Origin of the sequence: Pseudoalteromonas sp. BSi20429 (assembly GCF_000238895.1) — a bacterium.
Classification (GTDB): Bacteria; Pseudomonadota; Gammaproteobacteria; order Enterobacterales; family Alteromonadaceae; genus Pseudoalteromonas; species Pseudoalteromonas arctica.
Genome location: NZ_BADV01000015.1, coordinates 145,839 through 160,497 on the forward strand (window position 1 = coordinate 145,839; position 14,659 = coordinate 160,497).

The following is a 14,659-nucleotide window of genomic DNA, read 5'->3' on the forward strand; positions in this document are numbered from 1 at the left end:
AATTGTATTTAAAACAAAGCGTGGGAATTATTTAAGTATCAATAGATTTAAGCGAACGTAAAAACAGCCCTAAGCCACCAAACGCTAAAATTATAATAACAATCAAATCAAACGACGTCATAGTTCGCATACTAAATCGCACACTCGATATAACGCCAAATATGAGTGCGGTTAACGAGCCAAGAGATAGTATCCAGCCTAAAATGTTTTTAGAATTATAAAAAATCAGACCCACACCAAAAATAAACGGGATCATAACCATGCCGCCTGTAACGCCAAAGCCACCTAAAGCATTAACACTATAAATGCGAGAACTTAGTCCAAAATTAGAGGTCACCGAAATTGCGTTTAGCAGCATATAAAAGCCACCGCACATCATAATTAAACCAATAAAAAAATGCCCAATACCACCAGAGCTTCCACCAGCACCTTTCATTATTAATTATTCCTTTTATATTTTTGACTTATTTGTTTTAGATGGTAATTGCTCAAGTATTCACATTGACCGCAATCTACATAATCAATCAGTGCACACGCGAAAACACTTATCGCGTAATTACATGCCAAATAACATAAAACCAAGATAAAAAACCATGCAAAATTGCCCATAACACAGACTCGTTAGCACTCCATGAAATAGCAATTGCTAGGGCTGTACCAAAAGAGACTCCATATTTTACTATTTCATTTCTTGAGTTTCTCATTAATTACATTCCTAATTTTTAACTTGTTAGCTGTTTGATTTGCTTACTAAAACTGAAAGCTCTTTACCATCAATATTGATACTTGCTTCTTTGCCTAGTTCAACAACTAAAGAGGGAGCCATATGTTTTCCACCTAGTTTTAGGTCAGTTGCTAAACTAACAGTAGAATCATCAATTGGCGTTACTGTAAGAGCAAAACTATACGAATTTTCAACTGAAACTGACGCCTCTTCGTTTGAATTTACTACTAAAATAGGTGAACCAATTAAGTTTTTATTATCATAAAACTTGGCATTCACTACAAAACTATCATTAGCTTGTGCAAATGAGACAAAGCCTAACAATGCTATAATTGCGATTAATTTTTTCATTATTATTTCCATATAAATAGATACAGCTAAAGGCTATTAAAGCTTTATTAGCTGTGATTTTTCAGCTAGCAATTTACCAACTAATGATTAAAAAACTTATGTTTTAGCTCTGATGAAGTAACCAACACCCAGTGAACTAATATAGAACAACACTCCAAATACACTAATATCAATGAGTAGCTTTAGAATGTCAAAAGTATCTGTAAACACAAGATACTCAAAAGCAAATAAGTGAAATATGACTTTTGATCCGAAATACGCAGTTAATAAAGGAATTACAAAAATAAGAATAGATTGATTAGATTTATTAATTTCCATACCCATGTCTCCACTATTGGTTTAATTAACTCAGCTCTAAAAATATAACACACAAAAAATATATAAATAGTTAGCTATTTTGAGTCTCTTACTCAGTACCACTCGGACTATTTATGGCTGACTAAAATGCCATATTATATTTCTATAATTTACACCAGAGAACTTTAATGTAAACAACAAATTAAATAGGCTATTTATTAGAGTGAATTGTGATACCAAAACGACTTTAATAAAGTTATGAACCTCTTTTGATTTCGACGCACTGTGCATTAACAAAAAAGAGTCCTAATAGGTTTCATTGATATTGGCGAAGTTGAGTATTTAGGCAGGTTGGGCTGTAGGAATAAAAGGTGATGTAGGTTAACAGCACCTATTTGAGTATTTACTTTATGATATGTAATTTAGCTAAGTATTTTAATACGTACCATAATAGGCAGTATAGAAAGAATTTAACCAATTGATTTATATACATCAATACTACTATTGGTTAAAAGCCCAGTAACTTGCGTACCAAATGCTTTAAAGTGTGGCTCGTTTTTATGCGCTTCAAAGTGCTCGTCAGACGCCCATTGTTCACTAACTACATAGTCGGTATGTTCATCATCACTTTTTACCGATAGTTCATAACGTAAGCACCCTACTTCTTGGCGCGATGACTTTTGTAAGTTTTCAAGTGCTGTAAGCATTACATCTGCATCAATATTTTTGCACGACAGTGCAGCTATAACCGTTAACATGTGTATTCCTTTTCAAAAGTTAAGGTGTAGATAATCTACACCTTAAAATATTTAGTTTAACTTTGCGTTTGAGGTAAGTTTACTGATCCCACTGCGGCGCAAATTCTGGTGTTGCTTGGCGGTCGCCACAATCTAGGCCATCAATGCGGGCTATGTCTTCATCATCTAATTTAACGTGGTCGTTAAAGTTATCTTCTAAGTTTTTACGCTTAGTTGATGATGGAATTGTCGTCATACCACTGGCGTTAACCCATGCTAAAACAACTTGTGCTGGACTTGCATCGTGCTTTTTAGCAATGTCGATAATGGTTTGATCTCTAAGTACTTTGCCTACTACAAATGGCATGTACGCTGTTACATGAATGTCGTGCTGAGCACAAAATGCGCGTAATTTAGTATTAGTTAAATATGGGTGCACCTCAACCTGATTGGTAAATATTTCACGCGAGTCAAGCGTTTGCATTGCTTCATTTAAGTTTGCAATGGTGAAGTTTGATACACCAATGTGCTTAGTTAAACCAAGCTGCTTCGCTTTTAGTAATTCAGTGAGGTATTCACTCATTGGCTCGTCGTTAGCAGGCGATGGCCAGTGAATTAGCAGTAAGTCGACCGAATCAACTTGTAGCTTTTCAAGTGACTTTTTAACGCTTGGGATAAAGTCGCTTTTATTTAATTTGTTATTCCACACTTTGGTAGTTAAGAATATTTCACTGCGCGGAATATTACTATCTTTTATGGCTTGACCTACTTGCTCTTCGTTGCCATAAATTTGTGCGGTGTCAATATGGCGAAACCCAACTTCGAGCGCCATTTTTACTGAATTATAGGCAGTGTCGCCCTCTAAGCGGAATGTTCCCATACCGAGTTCTGGCATTTCTATTACACGTTTTGTCATGGTTTATCCTTATAAAATAATCGGTTTTGAAATACAAACTTCTCTGAAGTTTTACGAAATACACCTTTTACTTCTTATTACGACTGTCACTTAAAAATCTATGACCTCATAACAGGTATGAGGTCATTAATTTTAGTTTCAAGGTTAGGTCTGTTAATCTTTAGAGATTACATTTGCAGCAGTGTATTTGGTATTTAGGCAAGGCAGAGCCTATGCAGTGTGGTTGTTCCACATTAATAAGCGATAACGCAGCATAAATGCCAAATACGCGCTGCCTGTAGGTTCTTCCTAGGGTGGATTTACTCTTTGTCCCTCGATTTTTACTTAGCCCACTAGGTTACAAACCTCGCTCCGTGATTAAATCCTCCCTAGATTGAACAAATTTAATCCTAAAAGGTCAACAGACCCTGCTAAGGCTTTATGCTTGCTGAATTTCACGTTTATCAAGCATACCGCTGTAGCGTGTAACACCAAGTGCTAAAACAGAGATAACGGCGCCTATCCATGCTGTATCTTGCAGGGTCATATTCTCTACTACGCTACCACCAATAATTGAGCCAAGCGCAATACCAATATTAAATGCGGCTATGTTCAAACCTGATGCAACATCTACCGCATTTGGCGTGTGCTTTTGCGCTTGCTTTACTACATAAAGTTGCAAGCCTGGCACATTGCCAAAAGCAAATGCGCCCCAGACTAAAATAGTAAGTACAGCAGCAATTTTTGATTCCATCGTAAAAGTAAATATCAGTAAAATAATACTCAAAGCGCTGAATATAATGCTTAGTGCGCTAATTGGGCCGCGTTTGTCGGCCAACTTTCCACCCCAAATATTACCTATCGCTACCGATACACCGTAAACAAGCATTATTAAAGCAATAGCCGAAGGCGCAAAACCTGTTTGTTGCTCTAAAATAGGTGCTAAATAAGTAAACGCTGTAAACGTGCCACCGTATCCCAATATCGTCATTAAATACACGAGTAATAAACGCGGTTTTGCAACTACTTGTAGTTGCTCTTTAAACGTGGCTGGTATTGATTGTTTTAAGTTTTTTGGTACTAAAATAGAGCTGCCGATTAATGCAATTAAACCTAATACCGACACAACTAAAAACGTTGCACGCCAACCAAAGTGTTGTCCAATCCATGTACCTAGTGGCACACCAGTTACTAGTGCTACAGTAAGCCCGGTAAACATAATGGCTATTGCACTGGCTTCTTTGTCTTTGCTTACTAGACTTGTGGCGATCATCGATCCGATTGAAAAAAACACACCATGGGCAAGCCCCGTTAAAATGCGCGCAAGTATTAATGTTTCGTAACTTGGCGCTTGCCATGCAAGTAAGTTACCTAAAACAAATAAGCCCATTAAGCTTATTAGTACCACTTTACGATTCCAACGACCCGTTAAAGCTGTTAGCACCGGCGCACCAATGGCAACGCCAACCGCATATAAACTTACAAGCAAACCTGCTGAAGGTAGGCTTACGCCTAAGTCGTTTGCAATGGTGGGTACTAATCCCACTATTACAAACTCAGTTGTTCCGATTGCAAATGCGCTTAAGGTAAGCGCCCACAAAGCCAATGGCATAGTTATGTCCTCATTAATATTTGAAGAATGTAGTTTGGCTAAAATATCGTTTGCAAAAAATAGCATTAGTGACAAAATACTTTTGTTAATAATGCAAAGATGGTGTTGGTATACTTATGGCTGTTCATTCAAAAACTGAAGATTTAGAAACGTTTATAACGGTAGTAGATTGCGGAAGCTTTTCGGGGGCAGCTAATTTGCTCGATCAACAAGTGGCTAAAGTGTCGCGAGCTGTATCACGCCTTGAAAATACACTGCAATGCACTTTACTAAACAGAACAACACGCCGATTAGAACTTACCGAAGAGGGCCATACTTTTATAAAATATGCGCGCGAAGGATTAAATACGCTTTATACCGGTGAAGAAGCCATAAAGCTTTTAAAACAAGCGCCAAGTGGCAAGCTGCGAATAGATGCTGCAAGCCCTTTTGTATTGCACCAACTTACGCCTTTAATTGGCGAATTTGCTAAGCAATACCCTCACATAACGCTTGATATAACCTCACACGACAGCATTATTGATTTACTTGAACATAAAACCGATTTAGCCATACGCATTGGTGATTTAAAAGACTCAAACTTACATGCTCGTAAACTCGGCAGCAGTCAGTTACGTATTGTAGCCAGCCCAGAATATATAAAAAACAACGCAGCAATTACACAAGTAGATGACTTACAAAACCATAAGTTAATTGGTTTTAGTGACTCCCCTAAATTAAACACTTGGCCGTTAGTAAAGCCCGCTTTATTTACGTTTTCGCTTAGCGCAAGCAGCGGCGAAACAGTGCGCCAACTATGTATTGCAAACCAAGGTGTGGCGTTACTTTCTCACTTTATGATTGGCAATGACCTAAAAACAGGTAAATTAGTTGAAGTGTTACCCAGTGCAGTTAGCTCACCTAATAACCGAGAGGTTGTACAAGCCGTGTATTATAAAAACAGTGCGGTATCGTCTCGAATTGTGGCTTTTTTAGATTTTATAAAGCCACGACTAAGCTTATAACTATATTAAAAAGCAAGTTAAATTATGCTTGGTTATTAAAAAGCAAACCTGAGTGTTTACTATCCGAAGATGATGAAAACATTGAATCCATTAAAGTAGATACATTTTTACGCACTGATAATTGTATTGACGATAGCTCACTGTCGAGTTGCTTTTTAAGTTCGCTTAGCTCTTCTACCGCTTCCCCTGTGGGCGTATCAGAACTATTGGTCATTTCTCTTATTTTACTCTGTAAATCTTTAATTGACTCGATCGCTTTATTCATTTGAACTGCTGAATTGTCACTCGAATCTTCTGTTTCGCTGCTAATGATAGACTTTGCGTCTTCAGTAGCTGCAGTAGAGCTCGTAGTTTTTTCGGCGTCTTTATTTAAAGAAGAGTCTGCTTTAGCCTCTGGACTTATACTAGGATCATCCGTTTTTACAGTGTTTTTATTTAAATTACTTAGGTTTGAATAGCCATTGTCATTGTATAACTGCGAAGAAAGAGTTCCAAAATTCATTTTTGCCTCATGTGTCTAAAAATTGACGACTTCATTTTTATAATTAGAGGCAATTATCATTCCAAATATGGTAACAAATTGACCATCAGTATTTTAAACGGGAACAGGACTTATAAGTCGCCACGGGGTATTATTTTGCTTAATTTAAAATGCGAGGAAAGCTATACTTTTAAAATACGCCTGCGAAAGGCTAAATATTTTATGCACAGATGAAAACGCCATAAAGCTTTAAAACAAGCGCCAAATGGCAAGCAACTAATAGATGCGGCAAACCCTTTTGTATTGCATCAACTTACGCCTTTAATTGGTGAATTCGCTAAGTAATACCCTCACATAACGCTTGATATAACCTCACACGGCAGTACTATTAATTTACTCGAGCATAAAACAGACTTAGCCATACGTATTGGTGATTTATAAGATTCGAACTTAAATGCTCGTAAACTTGGCCGTTAGTAAAACTCATTTTATTTACGTTGTCGCTTAGCGCAAGCAGCGGCGAAACAGTGCGGTATCATCGCGAATTGTGGCTTTTTTTAGATTTTATAAGGCCTAGGCTTAGTTTATAAGCTCTGTATATTAATATACATATGCTTATTAAATGTTTTAACCGATTTTTTGACGCTTTTTAATAATCAAAAAGTATAAATAACAAAAGTAGTAATTAAAGGTATTAATTAAAATGGATTCTTTAACGCAGGTAGCATTAGGCAGTGCTGTAGGTTATGCGGTGTTAGGCAATAAAATAGGTCGAAAAGCCGTTTTATGGGGAGCAATTTTAGGCACGCTCCCTGATTTAGATGTATTTTTGCCATATGGCGGATCTGTAGAAGCATTTACTTATCACCGTGGCTTTAGCCATTCGTTATTAATACATTTATTAATTAGCCCGCTCATTGTATGGCTAATATTAAAAGTACACGCGGGAATGCAAATTTATAAAGTGCGCTGGTTTTGGCTAGTATTTTTAAGTTTATCTACACATGCCCTATTAGACAGCCTAACGTTATACGGTACACAACTACTCTGGCCTTTTACTGAGTACCCCTTTGCGGTTTCTAGTGTATTTATTATTGACCCTGCTTACACGCTTCCTTTATTAATTGGCGTAATATGTACGCTAATACCCAAAATAAAAGCAGCAACGGCTTATCGTATAAATGCAGCGGCTTTAGTTTTAAGTAGTCTATATTTATTTTGCGCTTTAATTTTAAAAGTAAATATTGATGACAAAGTAAAAACGGCTCTCAACAACAGACAAATACCAGTAAATGCGTATGTTAGTACGCCTGCTCCGCTAACCACTTTGCTGTGGCGTATTGTTGTGATGTCTGACGGACAATACTACGAAGGTTATGCATCAGTATTTGACGCACCCAGCGATGTTACATTAACGGCTTATCAAACAACGCCTTCACTGTTAAATAATATTAGCGATGAATGGGCTATAAAACGCTTGCAGTGGTTTACTAAAGGGTTTTATTCGGTGCGCCAACAGCAAAGCAATATTGTACTTTCTGATTTACGTATGGGCATGGAGTGCAACTATGTGTTTAATTTTGTAGTGGGTCAAAAAAATGATTCAGAAGTGAGCATTGGTAACTTTGAAAAAATAAGTCAAAGACCAAACTTAAACAATCTTCATAAAATATGGAACAGGGTCTGGCAACCAAATGTGTCTTTAGCATCACCCGCGGCAAAAAATGACTGCAATAGCGAATAACGGCATATTATAAGATTCGTACTAGCATGAGGAAGTTAAGTGAAGTTCAAGCAGCAATTAAACTAAATAGTTCACTAAAGTGATTGCTGCTTTTTTTGCTGATACATTGCAACATCAGCATCTTGAATCATATCCTCAACCGATTTACCTGTATCGTGTTTAAAGTGTGTTACTCCTACACTGTAATCAATTTTGTATGGCTTGTTTAAGGTATTATTAGCATGCTCTATTGCATCCGCAAACCTTTGTAAAACAAACTCTGCTTTTGTCTCGTCTGAGTCGCTTAACATCGCAACAAATTCATCTCCGCCAAGTCGACCTATTACTTCACAATCACGAAATGAACTAAGCATAATTTGTGCAAATTTATTTAATACAAAATCGCCTTCGTGGTGTCCATAAATATCATTAATTTGTTTAAACTTATTGAGATCAAACAAAATAAACGACATTGATACTTTGTTTCGCCTACATACATTTAGCGTATGTTCGGCAAGGTTTAAAAAGCCACGTCGATTAGAGATTCTTGTTAACTCATCAATTGTGGCTAGTTGAATTGATTGAATTTCTCGCTCGACTAACGTGCCTAAATCTCTTAGTAATTGTTTTTCTTCATCATTGAGTTGTCTAGGTTTATTATCGGCAAGGCACAAAGTGCCTATAATGACTCCTTCCCTTAATTTTAAAGGAAAGCCTGCATAAAAGCGTACTTTAGGATCGCCTGTAACAAAGGGGTTATCAAAAAACCTTTCGTCTTGAGCTGTATCTGGGATTATTAATAACTCGTCTTGATTTATGGTGTGGCCACAAAATGAGGTTTCGCGAGGAAGCTCAGGCGCATCGAGCCCCTGTCTTGATTTAAACCACTGGCGGTCTTCGTCAATCAAAGTAACCAATGAAATAGAAACATTAAACATACGCTTGGCAATACGAGTAACACGATCAAAGCGCTCTTCATGAGACGTATCTAGAATTTTTAATGCTCTAAGCGCGTGTAATCGCTCAGCTTCGTTATTTGGAATCTCAGGTTTAATCATTAAAGCTCTATTAATTTTAAATGTTTTATAAATTACGAAACTGGAGCGAATATTTTCGAGTATATAATCCGATAAACTTATTTAAACTATAAACAGTCTGCCTATTCAAACTAGAACATTACCTAAAAATAGCAATAAATAAATATTTATAAATATCAGTAAGTCGTGCCTAAATAAAGATAAGATTCAATCCGCAAAAAATTATGATTTAAACAGGTGGGAGTAGTGGTTGATACAACATAGCTACTCTTTAATGAAAAAGTAGTAGTGGCTATTTAGTTTTATTTAAATAACCACTGGATTTGGCATACTTACAAAAATAAACACTTTAATTTTGGTGCTCATATTGTCCACGGTAAACTTCAAATACTTTTAAAACAGTATGTTGCTCTTTAGTTAGGTTATCAAACCAATCATCAAACAGCTCATCATCTTCTTGCTCGCTTAGTGCCATATACCTTGCTAGTAACTCTACAATATCATTGTGGTTGCAGGTTAAAGGATTTACTTGTTGCGCCAAGGTACTGTGGTCGCGCTCTCTTAGGGTTTCCATCACCCCTTGATCAATTTGTTCTTGTTGTTGTGTTGCGTCACTCATACATAACCTCTGTAATAACTTTATAACCGTATTTGTTAACGTTTTAACTCTTAAATATAGTTATAACAGCCTAAACGCCAATAGCCAGCATTTTTGATTCAAGTGCTTATTTTTTGATTTGTTTGCGCAAATAGCCAGCAATTACGGCCTTTTTGATGAACATTTAAATAATTTGCAATGGGGGAATAAATACGTTAAATTAAAATGATATACTATCACATATCATTTATTGAGGCGTATTATGAAACCAAATATTCATCCTGATTACCACGTGGTTGCTTTTCACGATACCGCTGCCGATTCTTACTTTATTATTGGCTCAACCATAAAAACGAGCCGCACAGTAGAAATAGACGGTAATACATATCCATACGTACCTATTGATGTATCAAGTGACTCGCACCCATTTTATACAGGCAAGCAAAAAACAACCGCTACAGATGGCCGCGTTGCGCAGTTTAATCGTCGTTTTAAAAGTTTATCGACTGTTAAAAAGGAAAAGGTATGAAAGTATTAAGCTCTCTAAAAAGTGCCAAGCAACGTCCGGGGTGTCAAATTGTAAAACGCAAAGGCCGAGTATTTGTAATTTGTAAAAACAACCCACGCTTTAAAGCAGTACAAGGAATGAAAAAGAAATAAGTTAAACGGGGATGCTCAACATATAATTAGGTAGCTTGCTTAAGCTACCTAATTTAGGGGGACTATTTTACCACTACTGAAAACTCTGGTACTGCCTGAATTACTTTTTTTACCGTACAGGTATTAACGGCTGCAATAAGCGCCTTTTTATATTTATCAGGGAAGCCTTCTGGTAAGTTAATCTCAATTGAAAATAGCTTTTTACCGTTGTCATCTACATTTTCGTTATTTTGAGTAAGCGTCATACCTTGCGTTGAAATATCACGCTGCTCGCAAAACTTACGCGTATAAAAACCTGCACATAAAACCATACTTACTAAAAAATAATCAAACGGTTCTGGATACTCTGCATTGCCACCAGCGTTTACGCTTTGATCGCTTATTACTTCTAGGTCGCCAAATTTAGCGCTTTGCTTTTGGCCTTCTAACATTGAAACTGAAATTTCCATTGTGTTTCCTTATATTTATTGCTGCAGATACCTTAACGCAATTAGCTTAAAAGTAGCTACTAAAGATACATATAGTTTAGGTTTATGAACCGAACAGTAATTCAAAGAACCCTGGAGGCTCGTGTAACTCATGATATTTTTTACGTAAATTATCTATATTTTTCAGTGGTTCTTTTGCCGCACTTAGCCCCTGCTCGTTTGCTGCTTTTTTTGCAAGTTCAGCTTGAGCAATCACTTTATCAAGGCCCTGCAATGACTGCTCAGGTTTTTTGTAAAACTTACCTGTTTTACTCACTTTAACCAGCTTTATAAATTCATCAATCGCAGTATTAAATTCACTAAGTTGAGTTGCCTGCACCGCTTGTTTATATGCAAGGCCCGTGTTTTTCATATTTACTTCAAGATCGACTTCTTGCTGCGCAAAAGACATTGAACTAAACGCAAAGGTAAAAATAATAACTAAATACTTCATGGTCAAACCTATTAATTAAAAACACCTAAATTGTATCAAGTTTACGTAGCAAAGTAACTTTACGAGCTGTTATGAGCACTTTGAGCTGTAAAGGGGGTTTACAAATTAATCATTTTAAAGCCGCAATAGTGAAAAATATTCAAATAACGATTTTTTTGAATAAAAAACACCTAATAAAAATCACTTTAAAAGAGTAATAACACACATAACCTTTACAAATAAGTACATATAACACTCGCTGACAACTTCATATAAATAAAAATTTATATGTGAATAATTATAAACCGCAAAAAATTGACTTAAAAAACAACTGAAAATTTAACAAATAAAAACCAATGTTAATAACTAAAATATATAAGAAAAACCAAATGTAAAAACACCTCAGTAAATCATTTAAAGGGCCTTTGTAATTAATACCAAAAAACACAATAAAAGTTCTTCAGGTTATTTCAAGTTGCTTATTTTACAGTGAGTTAGCTGCTTTTAATAAAATAATCAGCATGCAATAATCGCCGCCCTCATAAAAAAAGTTATAGGGCTTTATCCAAATACAAACTGCATTTGGATAAAACTACATTGTATTTAATTACTATAAAATGTTCTCTGGGAATCAAATGAAACGTCATAATTTACTTTCTACTAGCATTAAATGTGCATTAATTACTGCTGCTGCAACAGCAAGTAATTCTGTGCTTGCACAAGATGAGCAAGCAACAAAAATTGAACGTGTTGAAGTAACGGGTTCACGTATTTTACGTGAAGGTGCTATTGCGCCTGCACCTGTTACAGTTATCAGTGGCGAGCAGCTAATGAACACTGGCGCAGTAAACATTGGTGAAGCGCTAAATAACTTACCTGCACTTGGCAATACATATTCTATGGCTAACTCAGGCCGTTTTATTGGTACTGCGGGTTTAAATATTCTTGATTTACGTAACATGGGTACAGATCGTACTTTGGTACTTGTAAATGGCAAGCGTCATGTATCAAGCTCTGCAGGTTCTCAATCTGTAGATACCAACACTATTCCAAGTGTATGGGTTGAACGTGTAGAGATAATTACTGGTGGTGCATCTGCTGTATACGGTGCTGATGCGGTGACAGGTGTTGTTAACTTTATATTAAAAGACAACATTGAAGGCATGGACTTTAGCGTTACACGTGGTTTTGCCGATTTAAGCAGCTACAACAACGAAAAAGCGACGTTCTCATACGGCTCTAACTTTGATAACGATCGTGGTAATGCAGCTTTTGCTATTGAATACTCAGGCCAGGATTCATTAAACGCGCTTGATCACCCTTGGACTAGCACTTCGTTTAGTAGTTTACGCAGAGAAGTTTTACCTGGTGAAGATACAAATAGCTTAGACTTTCCTGATAAAATTTTAACGCCAAATGCAGGTTATTACGCAATTAATAACGCGGGTGTTTACGCACTCGAAGATTCAACTAAGTTTATCAATAGCTTTAACCCTGACAGCAGCGCCCGTGATTTATACATAGGTAATAATGTAGATTTGTATTCATGTGCAGAATGTGACTTTTTCAACCTAGGTCAATTTGAAGAAATTCAACCTGAGTTTGAGCGTTACAACGTAAACTTTAAAGTTAACTACGATGTTACCGACGACTTAAACGTTTACTTTGATGCTAAATATGTAAACAGCCAAGGTGAAAGCATAGGCCAACCTGCATTTTTCTTCTTTGACGATGAAAACAGCATTAAAATCGACAACCCTTACCTAGACCCAGCCATCAAAGCGCGTATGAAAGAACAAGGTGTTGATTCGATCATGGTTAACCGCATGATGACCGACCTTGGCCGCCGCATTGAAAACAATACGCGTGAAACAACGCGCTTTGTTACCGGCTTAAAAGGTACTGTATTTGAAGATTGGGAATTAGATACATCAGTTGTTTATGGCCAAACTGATCTAGAGCGTGAAAACGGCGCTAACATGATTGTAGCCAACTACTTTAATGCACTTGATGCCGTTGAAGATACAAATGGTAACGTAGTATGTCGTAGTGCTGCAGCCCAAGCTGATGGCTGTGTTCCTGTAAATATTATGGGGTTTGGTTCGCCATCTCAACAAGCCATTGATTACATTAATACGGTATCTGTTGGCACATCAACTATTAAGCAAACAGTTATTTCTGGCTCACTTGCTAATGGCGCTATTTTTGAATTACCAGCGGGCTATGTAGGTGTTGCATTTGGTGCTGAGTACCGTAAAGAAGAAAGCGAAACAAAAGAGCCTGATAACGCTGAAGGTACTTTCTTTAACGCTCTGGGCGAAGATAAAGGCTCGTTTAATGTTCGCGAAGTATTCTTTGAAGCGACGATGCCAATTTTAACTGATTTACCGCTTATTCAAGACTTAGTGTTTGATACTGCAGTACGTCATGCTGACTACAGTACGATTGGCGAAGCAACTAGCTGGAAACTTGGCCTTGATTGGACTGTAAATGATGAGCTACGTGTACGTGTAACACAATCTGCTGCGCTTCGTGCGCCTAACATTAGTGAAGTATTTGGTGCAGCAAGCCAAACTTTCTACAATGTAGACGACCCGTGTCGCGCTGACAACCTAGGTGATTTATCAAACGGAGCAACCCGCACTGCAAATTGTGCCGCGTTAGGTGTAGCGAGTGATTTCAACTCAGGTTACGATGCAGCCTCATTAGATGGTTTAAGCAGTGGTAACCGCGATGTAAAAGGTGAAGAGTCAACAAGTACAACTGTAGGTATTGTTTACCAACCAGAGTTTTTAGAAAATGCGCTACTTACTATTGATTACTGGGAAATTGAACTTGAAGATGCAATTGACACAATTAATGCGCAAGACATTCTTGATCGCTGTGTTGATAGCGCAACAGGTATAAACAATCAATACTGTAACTTAATTACACGTAATGCTAATGGCGAAATTACTTTAATACAAAACTCTGTATTAAATGTTGCTGGCCAAAAAGCATCAGGGGTTGATTTTGAACTAGGTTACGATTTTGACGCGTTTGAAGGTAGCTTTAAAACACGCTTAATTGGTACTTACTTAATTGAACGTAAAGATTACCCGTTCCAAGACGATCCTAGTAACTACATTGAATACGCAGGTACTACAGGTGAAGCTAAGTGGCAAACTAACTTATCTGTAAGTTATGTTATGGACAACTTTTTCTCAACAGTTGAAACACGCTTTTTAAGTGAAGTCGATTTATACACAAATGTTGAACTTGAAAACAACCCAAATCCAAGTAATCAAATGTCTTACGGTAAATACTTTATTACCGATATGACTGTTGGTTATAACTTCGATAGCGGTTTAGGCGTTAAAGTAGGTGTTGATAACGTATTTAACCGTAAACTTCCGTACGGTTCACGTGGTACAAGCGCGGGTAGCGCAAGTTACGATAACATTGGCCGCTTTGGCTACATTAACTTAAGCTACAGCTTATAATTAATAAAATAATTTATTAGGGCGTGTTGATCATTGGTGGGTGAATTTGCAGCAGTATGTTTGGTTTTTAGGCAAAGCAGAGCCTATGTAGTGTGGTTATTCCCCATAAATAGGCGATAACGCAGCATAAATACCAAACATGCGCTGCCCGAAGGGTT

16 protein-coding genes and 1 pseudogene are annotated in these 14,659 nt (G+C 37.0%); 6 read left to right on the forward strand and 11 right to left on the reverse strand.

Going from position 1 to position 14,659, the window contains the following annotated elements; all coding sequences use genetic code 11:
- Window positions 1-31: 31 nt before the first annotated feature.
- The 6 genes from P20429_RS16085 to P20429_RS16060 all read right to left on the reverse strand — a co-directional run bounded on the left by P20429_RS16085 (window position 32) and on the right by P20429_RS16060 (window position 4,616).
- Window positions 32-436, reverse strand: a complete 405-nt coding sequence (locus P20429_RS16085; protein WP_007580845.1) for a hypothetical protein — start codon at window positions 434-436, stop codon at window positions 32-34.
- Between the two features lie 109 nt (window positions 437-545).
- Window positions 546-704, reverse strand: a complete 159-nt coding sequence (locus P20429_RS20685; RefSeq protein ID WP_007378675.1) for a hypothetical protein — start codon at window positions 702-704, stop codon at window positions 546-548.
- A 26-nt stretch (window positions 705-730) separates the two neighbouring features.
- On the reverse strand, window positions 731-1,075 hold the full coding sequence (locus tag P20429_RS16080; protein ID WP_007580846.1) for a hypothetical protein: 345 nt from the start codon (window positions 1,073-1,075) through the stop codon (window positions 731-733).
- A 767-nt stretch (window positions 1,076-1,842) separates the two neighbouring features.
- Window positions 1,843-2,130, reverse strand: coding sequence for a putative quinol monooxygenase (locus P20429_RS16070; protein WP_002958660.1), 288 nt, complete (start codon window positions 2,128-2,130; stop codon window positions 1,843-1,845).
- Window positions 2,131-2,209: 79 nt separating this feature from the next.
- Window positions 2,210-3,025 carry a 2,5-didehydrogluconate reductase DkgB gene (gene dkgB / locus P20429_RS16065; RefSeq protein WP_007580850.1) on the reverse strand — a complete coding sequence of 272 codons (816 nt, stop codon included), beginning with the start codon at window positions 3,023-3,025 and terminating at the stop codon, window positions 2,210-2,212.
- A 418-nt stretch (window positions 3,026-3,443) separates the two neighbouring features.
- On the reverse strand, window positions 3,444-4,616 hold the full coding sequence (locus P20429_RS16060) for an MFS transporter (RefSeq protein WP_007580852.1): 1,173 nt from the start codon (window positions 4,614-4,616) through the stop codon (window positions 3,444-3,446).
- A 116-nt stretch (window positions 4,617-4,732) separates the two neighbouring features.
- Between P20429_RS16060 and P20429_RS16055 the strand changes: the two genes are divergently transcribed.
- Window positions 4,733-5,620 (forward strand): LysR family transcriptional regulator, encoded by an 888-nt coding sequence (locus P20429_RS16055; protein ID WP_007580854.1) that lies wholly within the window; start codon window positions 4,733-4,735, stop codon window positions 5,618-5,620.
- Window positions 5,621-5,642: 22 nt separating this feature from the next.
- On the opposite strand, the gene P20429_RS16050 is transcribed toward P20429_RS16055, so the two are convergent.
- Entirely contained in the window at window positions 5,643-6,122 is a 480-nt protein-coding gene (locus tag P20429_RS16050; protein ID WP_007580856.1) for a hypothetical protein, read from the reverse strand.
- Between the two features lie 169 nt (window positions 6,123-6,291).
- Here P20429_RS16050 and P20429_RS20810 point away from each other — a divergent pair.
- Together P20429_RS20810 and P20429_RS16045 are read left to right on the forward strand one after the other, a co-directional pair.
- Window positions 6,292-6,539: pseudogene (locus P20429_RS20810) on the forward strand (LysR family transcriptional regulator); the annotation flags it as partial.
- Window positions 6,540-6,804: 265 nt separating this feature from the next.
- Window positions 6,805-7,845 carry a metal-dependent hydrolase gene (locus P20429_RS16045; protein WP_007580857.1) on the forward strand — a complete coding sequence of 347 codons (1,041 nt, stop codon included), beginning with the start codon at window positions 6,805-6,807 and terminating at the stop codon, window positions 7,843-7,845.
- A 74-nt stretch (window positions 7,846-7,919) separates the two neighbouring features.
- On the opposite strand, the gene P20429_RS16040 is transcribed toward P20429_RS16045, so the two are convergent.
- Window positions 7,920-8,882, reverse strand: coding sequence for a sensor domain-containing diguanylate cyclase (locus P20429_RS16040; RefSeq protein ID WP_007580860.1), 963 nt, complete (start codon window positions 8,880-8,882; stop codon window positions 7,920-7,922).
- 328 nt (window positions 8,883-9,210) lie between these two features.
- Complete coding sequence (locus P20429_RS16035) at window positions 9,211-9,480, reverse strand: hypothetical protein (RefSeq protein WP_007580861.1); 270 nt, start codon at window positions 9,478-9,480, stop codon at window positions 9,211-9,213.
- 241 nt (window positions 9,481-9,721) lie between these two features.
- Here P20429_RS16035 and P20429_RS16030 point away from each other — a divergent pair, with 241 nt between their 5' ends.
- Both P20429_RS16030 and ykgO read left to right on the forward strand, forming a co-directional pair.
- Window positions 9,722-9,988: a type B 50S ribosomal protein L31 gene (locus tag P20429_RS16030; RefSeq protein WP_007580864.1), complete on the forward strand. Its 267-nt coding sequence runs from the start codon at window positions 9,722-9,724 to the stop codon at window positions 9,986-9,988.
- Window positions 9,985-10,119, forward strand: coding sequence for a type B 50S ribosomal protein L36 (gene ykgO, locus P20429_RS16025; RefSeq protein WP_002958669.1), 135 nt, complete (start codon window positions 9,985-9,987; stop codon window positions 10,117-10,119). Before P20429_RS16030 ends, ykgO begins: the two co-directional genes overlap by 4 nt.
- 62 nt (window positions 10,120-10,181) lie before the next feature.
- On the opposite strand, the gene P20429_RS16020 is transcribed toward ykgO, so the two are convergent.
- Together P20429_RS16020 and P20429_RS16015 are read right to left on the reverse strand one after the other, a co-directional pair.
- Window positions 10,182-10,568 (reverse strand): OsmC family protein, encoded by a 387-nt coding sequence (locus P20429_RS16020; protein WP_007580867.1) that lies wholly within the window; start codon window positions 10,566-10,568, stop codon window positions 10,182-10,184.
- An 82-nt stretch (window positions 10,569-10,650) separates the two neighbouring features.
- Window positions 10,651-11,040 carry a cytochrome b562 gene (locus tag P20429_RS16015; RefSeq protein WP_007580869.1) on the reverse strand — a complete coding sequence of 130 codons (390 nt, stop codon included), beginning with the start codon at window positions 11,038-11,040 and terminating at the stop codon, window positions 10,651-10,653.
- Window positions 11,041-11,654: 614 nt separating this feature from the next.
- On the opposite strand from P20429_RS16015, the gene P20429_RS16010 reads away from it, so the two are divergent.
- The gene (locus P20429_RS16010; protein ID WP_007580875.1) at window positions 11,655-14,501 is read left to right on the forward strand and encodes a TonB-dependent receptor domain-containing protein; all 2,847 of its coding nucleotides are present in this window, start codon (window positions 11,655-11,657) and stop codon (window positions 14,499-14,501) included.
- Window positions 14,502-14,659 lie beyond the last annotated feature (158 nt).

Bases quoted from the DNA above. Each gene is read 5' to 3' on its own strand.
- P20429_RS16085 (WP_007580845.1), bottom strand. From the start codon at position 436: ATGAAAGGTGCTGGTGGAAGCTCTGGTGGTATTGGGCATTTTTTTATT.
- P20429_RS20685 (WP_007378675.1), bottom strand. From the start codon at position 704: ATGAGAAACTCAAGAAATGAAATAGTAAAATATGGAGTCTCTTTTGGT.
- P20429_RS16080 (WP_007580846.1), bottom strand. From the start codon at position 1,075: ATGAAAAAATTAATCGCAATTATAGCATTGTTAGGCTTTGTCTCATTT.
- P20429_RS16070 (WP_002958660.1), bottom strand. From the start codon at position 2,130: ATGTTAACGGTTATAGCTGCACTGTCGTGCAAAAATATTGATGCAGAT.
- dkgB (WP_007580850.1), bottom strand. From the start codon at position 3,025: ATGACAAAACGTGTAATAGAAATGCCAGAACTCGGTATGGGAACATTC.
- P20429_RS16060 (WP_007580852.1), bottom strand. From the start codon at position 4,616: ATGCCATTGGCTTTGTGGGCGCTTACCTTAAGCGCATTTGCAATCGGA.
- P20429_RS16055 (WP_007580854.1), top strand. From the start codon at position 4,733: ATGGCTGTTCATTCAAAAACTGAAGATTTAGAAACGTTTATAACGGTA.
- P20429_RS16050 (WP_007580856.1), bottom strand. From the start codon at position 6,122: ATGAATTTTGGAACTCTTTCTTCGCAGTTATACAATGACAATGGCTAT.
- P20429_RS16045 (WP_007580857.1), top strand. From the start codon at position 6,805: ATGGATTCTTTAACGCAGGTAGCATTAGGCAGTGCTGTAGGTTATGCG.
- P20429_RS16040 (WP_007580860.1), bottom strand. From the start codon at position 8,882: ATGATTAAACCTGAGATTCCAAATAACGAAGCTGAGCGATTACACGCG.
- P20429_RS16035 (WP_007580861.1), bottom strand. From the start codon at position 9,480: ATGAGTGACGCAACACAACAACAAGAACAAATTGATCAAGGGGTGATG.
- P20429_RS16030 (WP_007580864.1), top strand. From the start codon at position 9,722: ATGAAACCAAATATTCATCCTGATTACCACGTGGTTGCTTTTCACGAT.
- ykgO (WP_002958669.1), top strand. From the start codon at position 9,985: ATGAAAGTATTAAGCTCTCTAAAAAGTGCCAAGCAACGTCCGGGGTGT.
- P20429_RS16020 (WP_007580867.1), bottom strand. From the start codon at position 10,568: ATGGAAATTTCAGTTTCAATGTTAGAAGGCCAAAAGCAAAGCGCTAAA.
- P20429_RS16015 (WP_007580869.1), bottom strand. From the start codon at position 11,040: ATGAAGTATTTAGTTATTATTTTTACCTTTGCGTTTAGTTCAATGTCT.
- P20429_RS16010 (WP_007580875.1), top strand. From the start codon at position 11,655: ATGAAACGTCATAATTTACTTTCTACTAGCATTAAATGTGCATTAATT.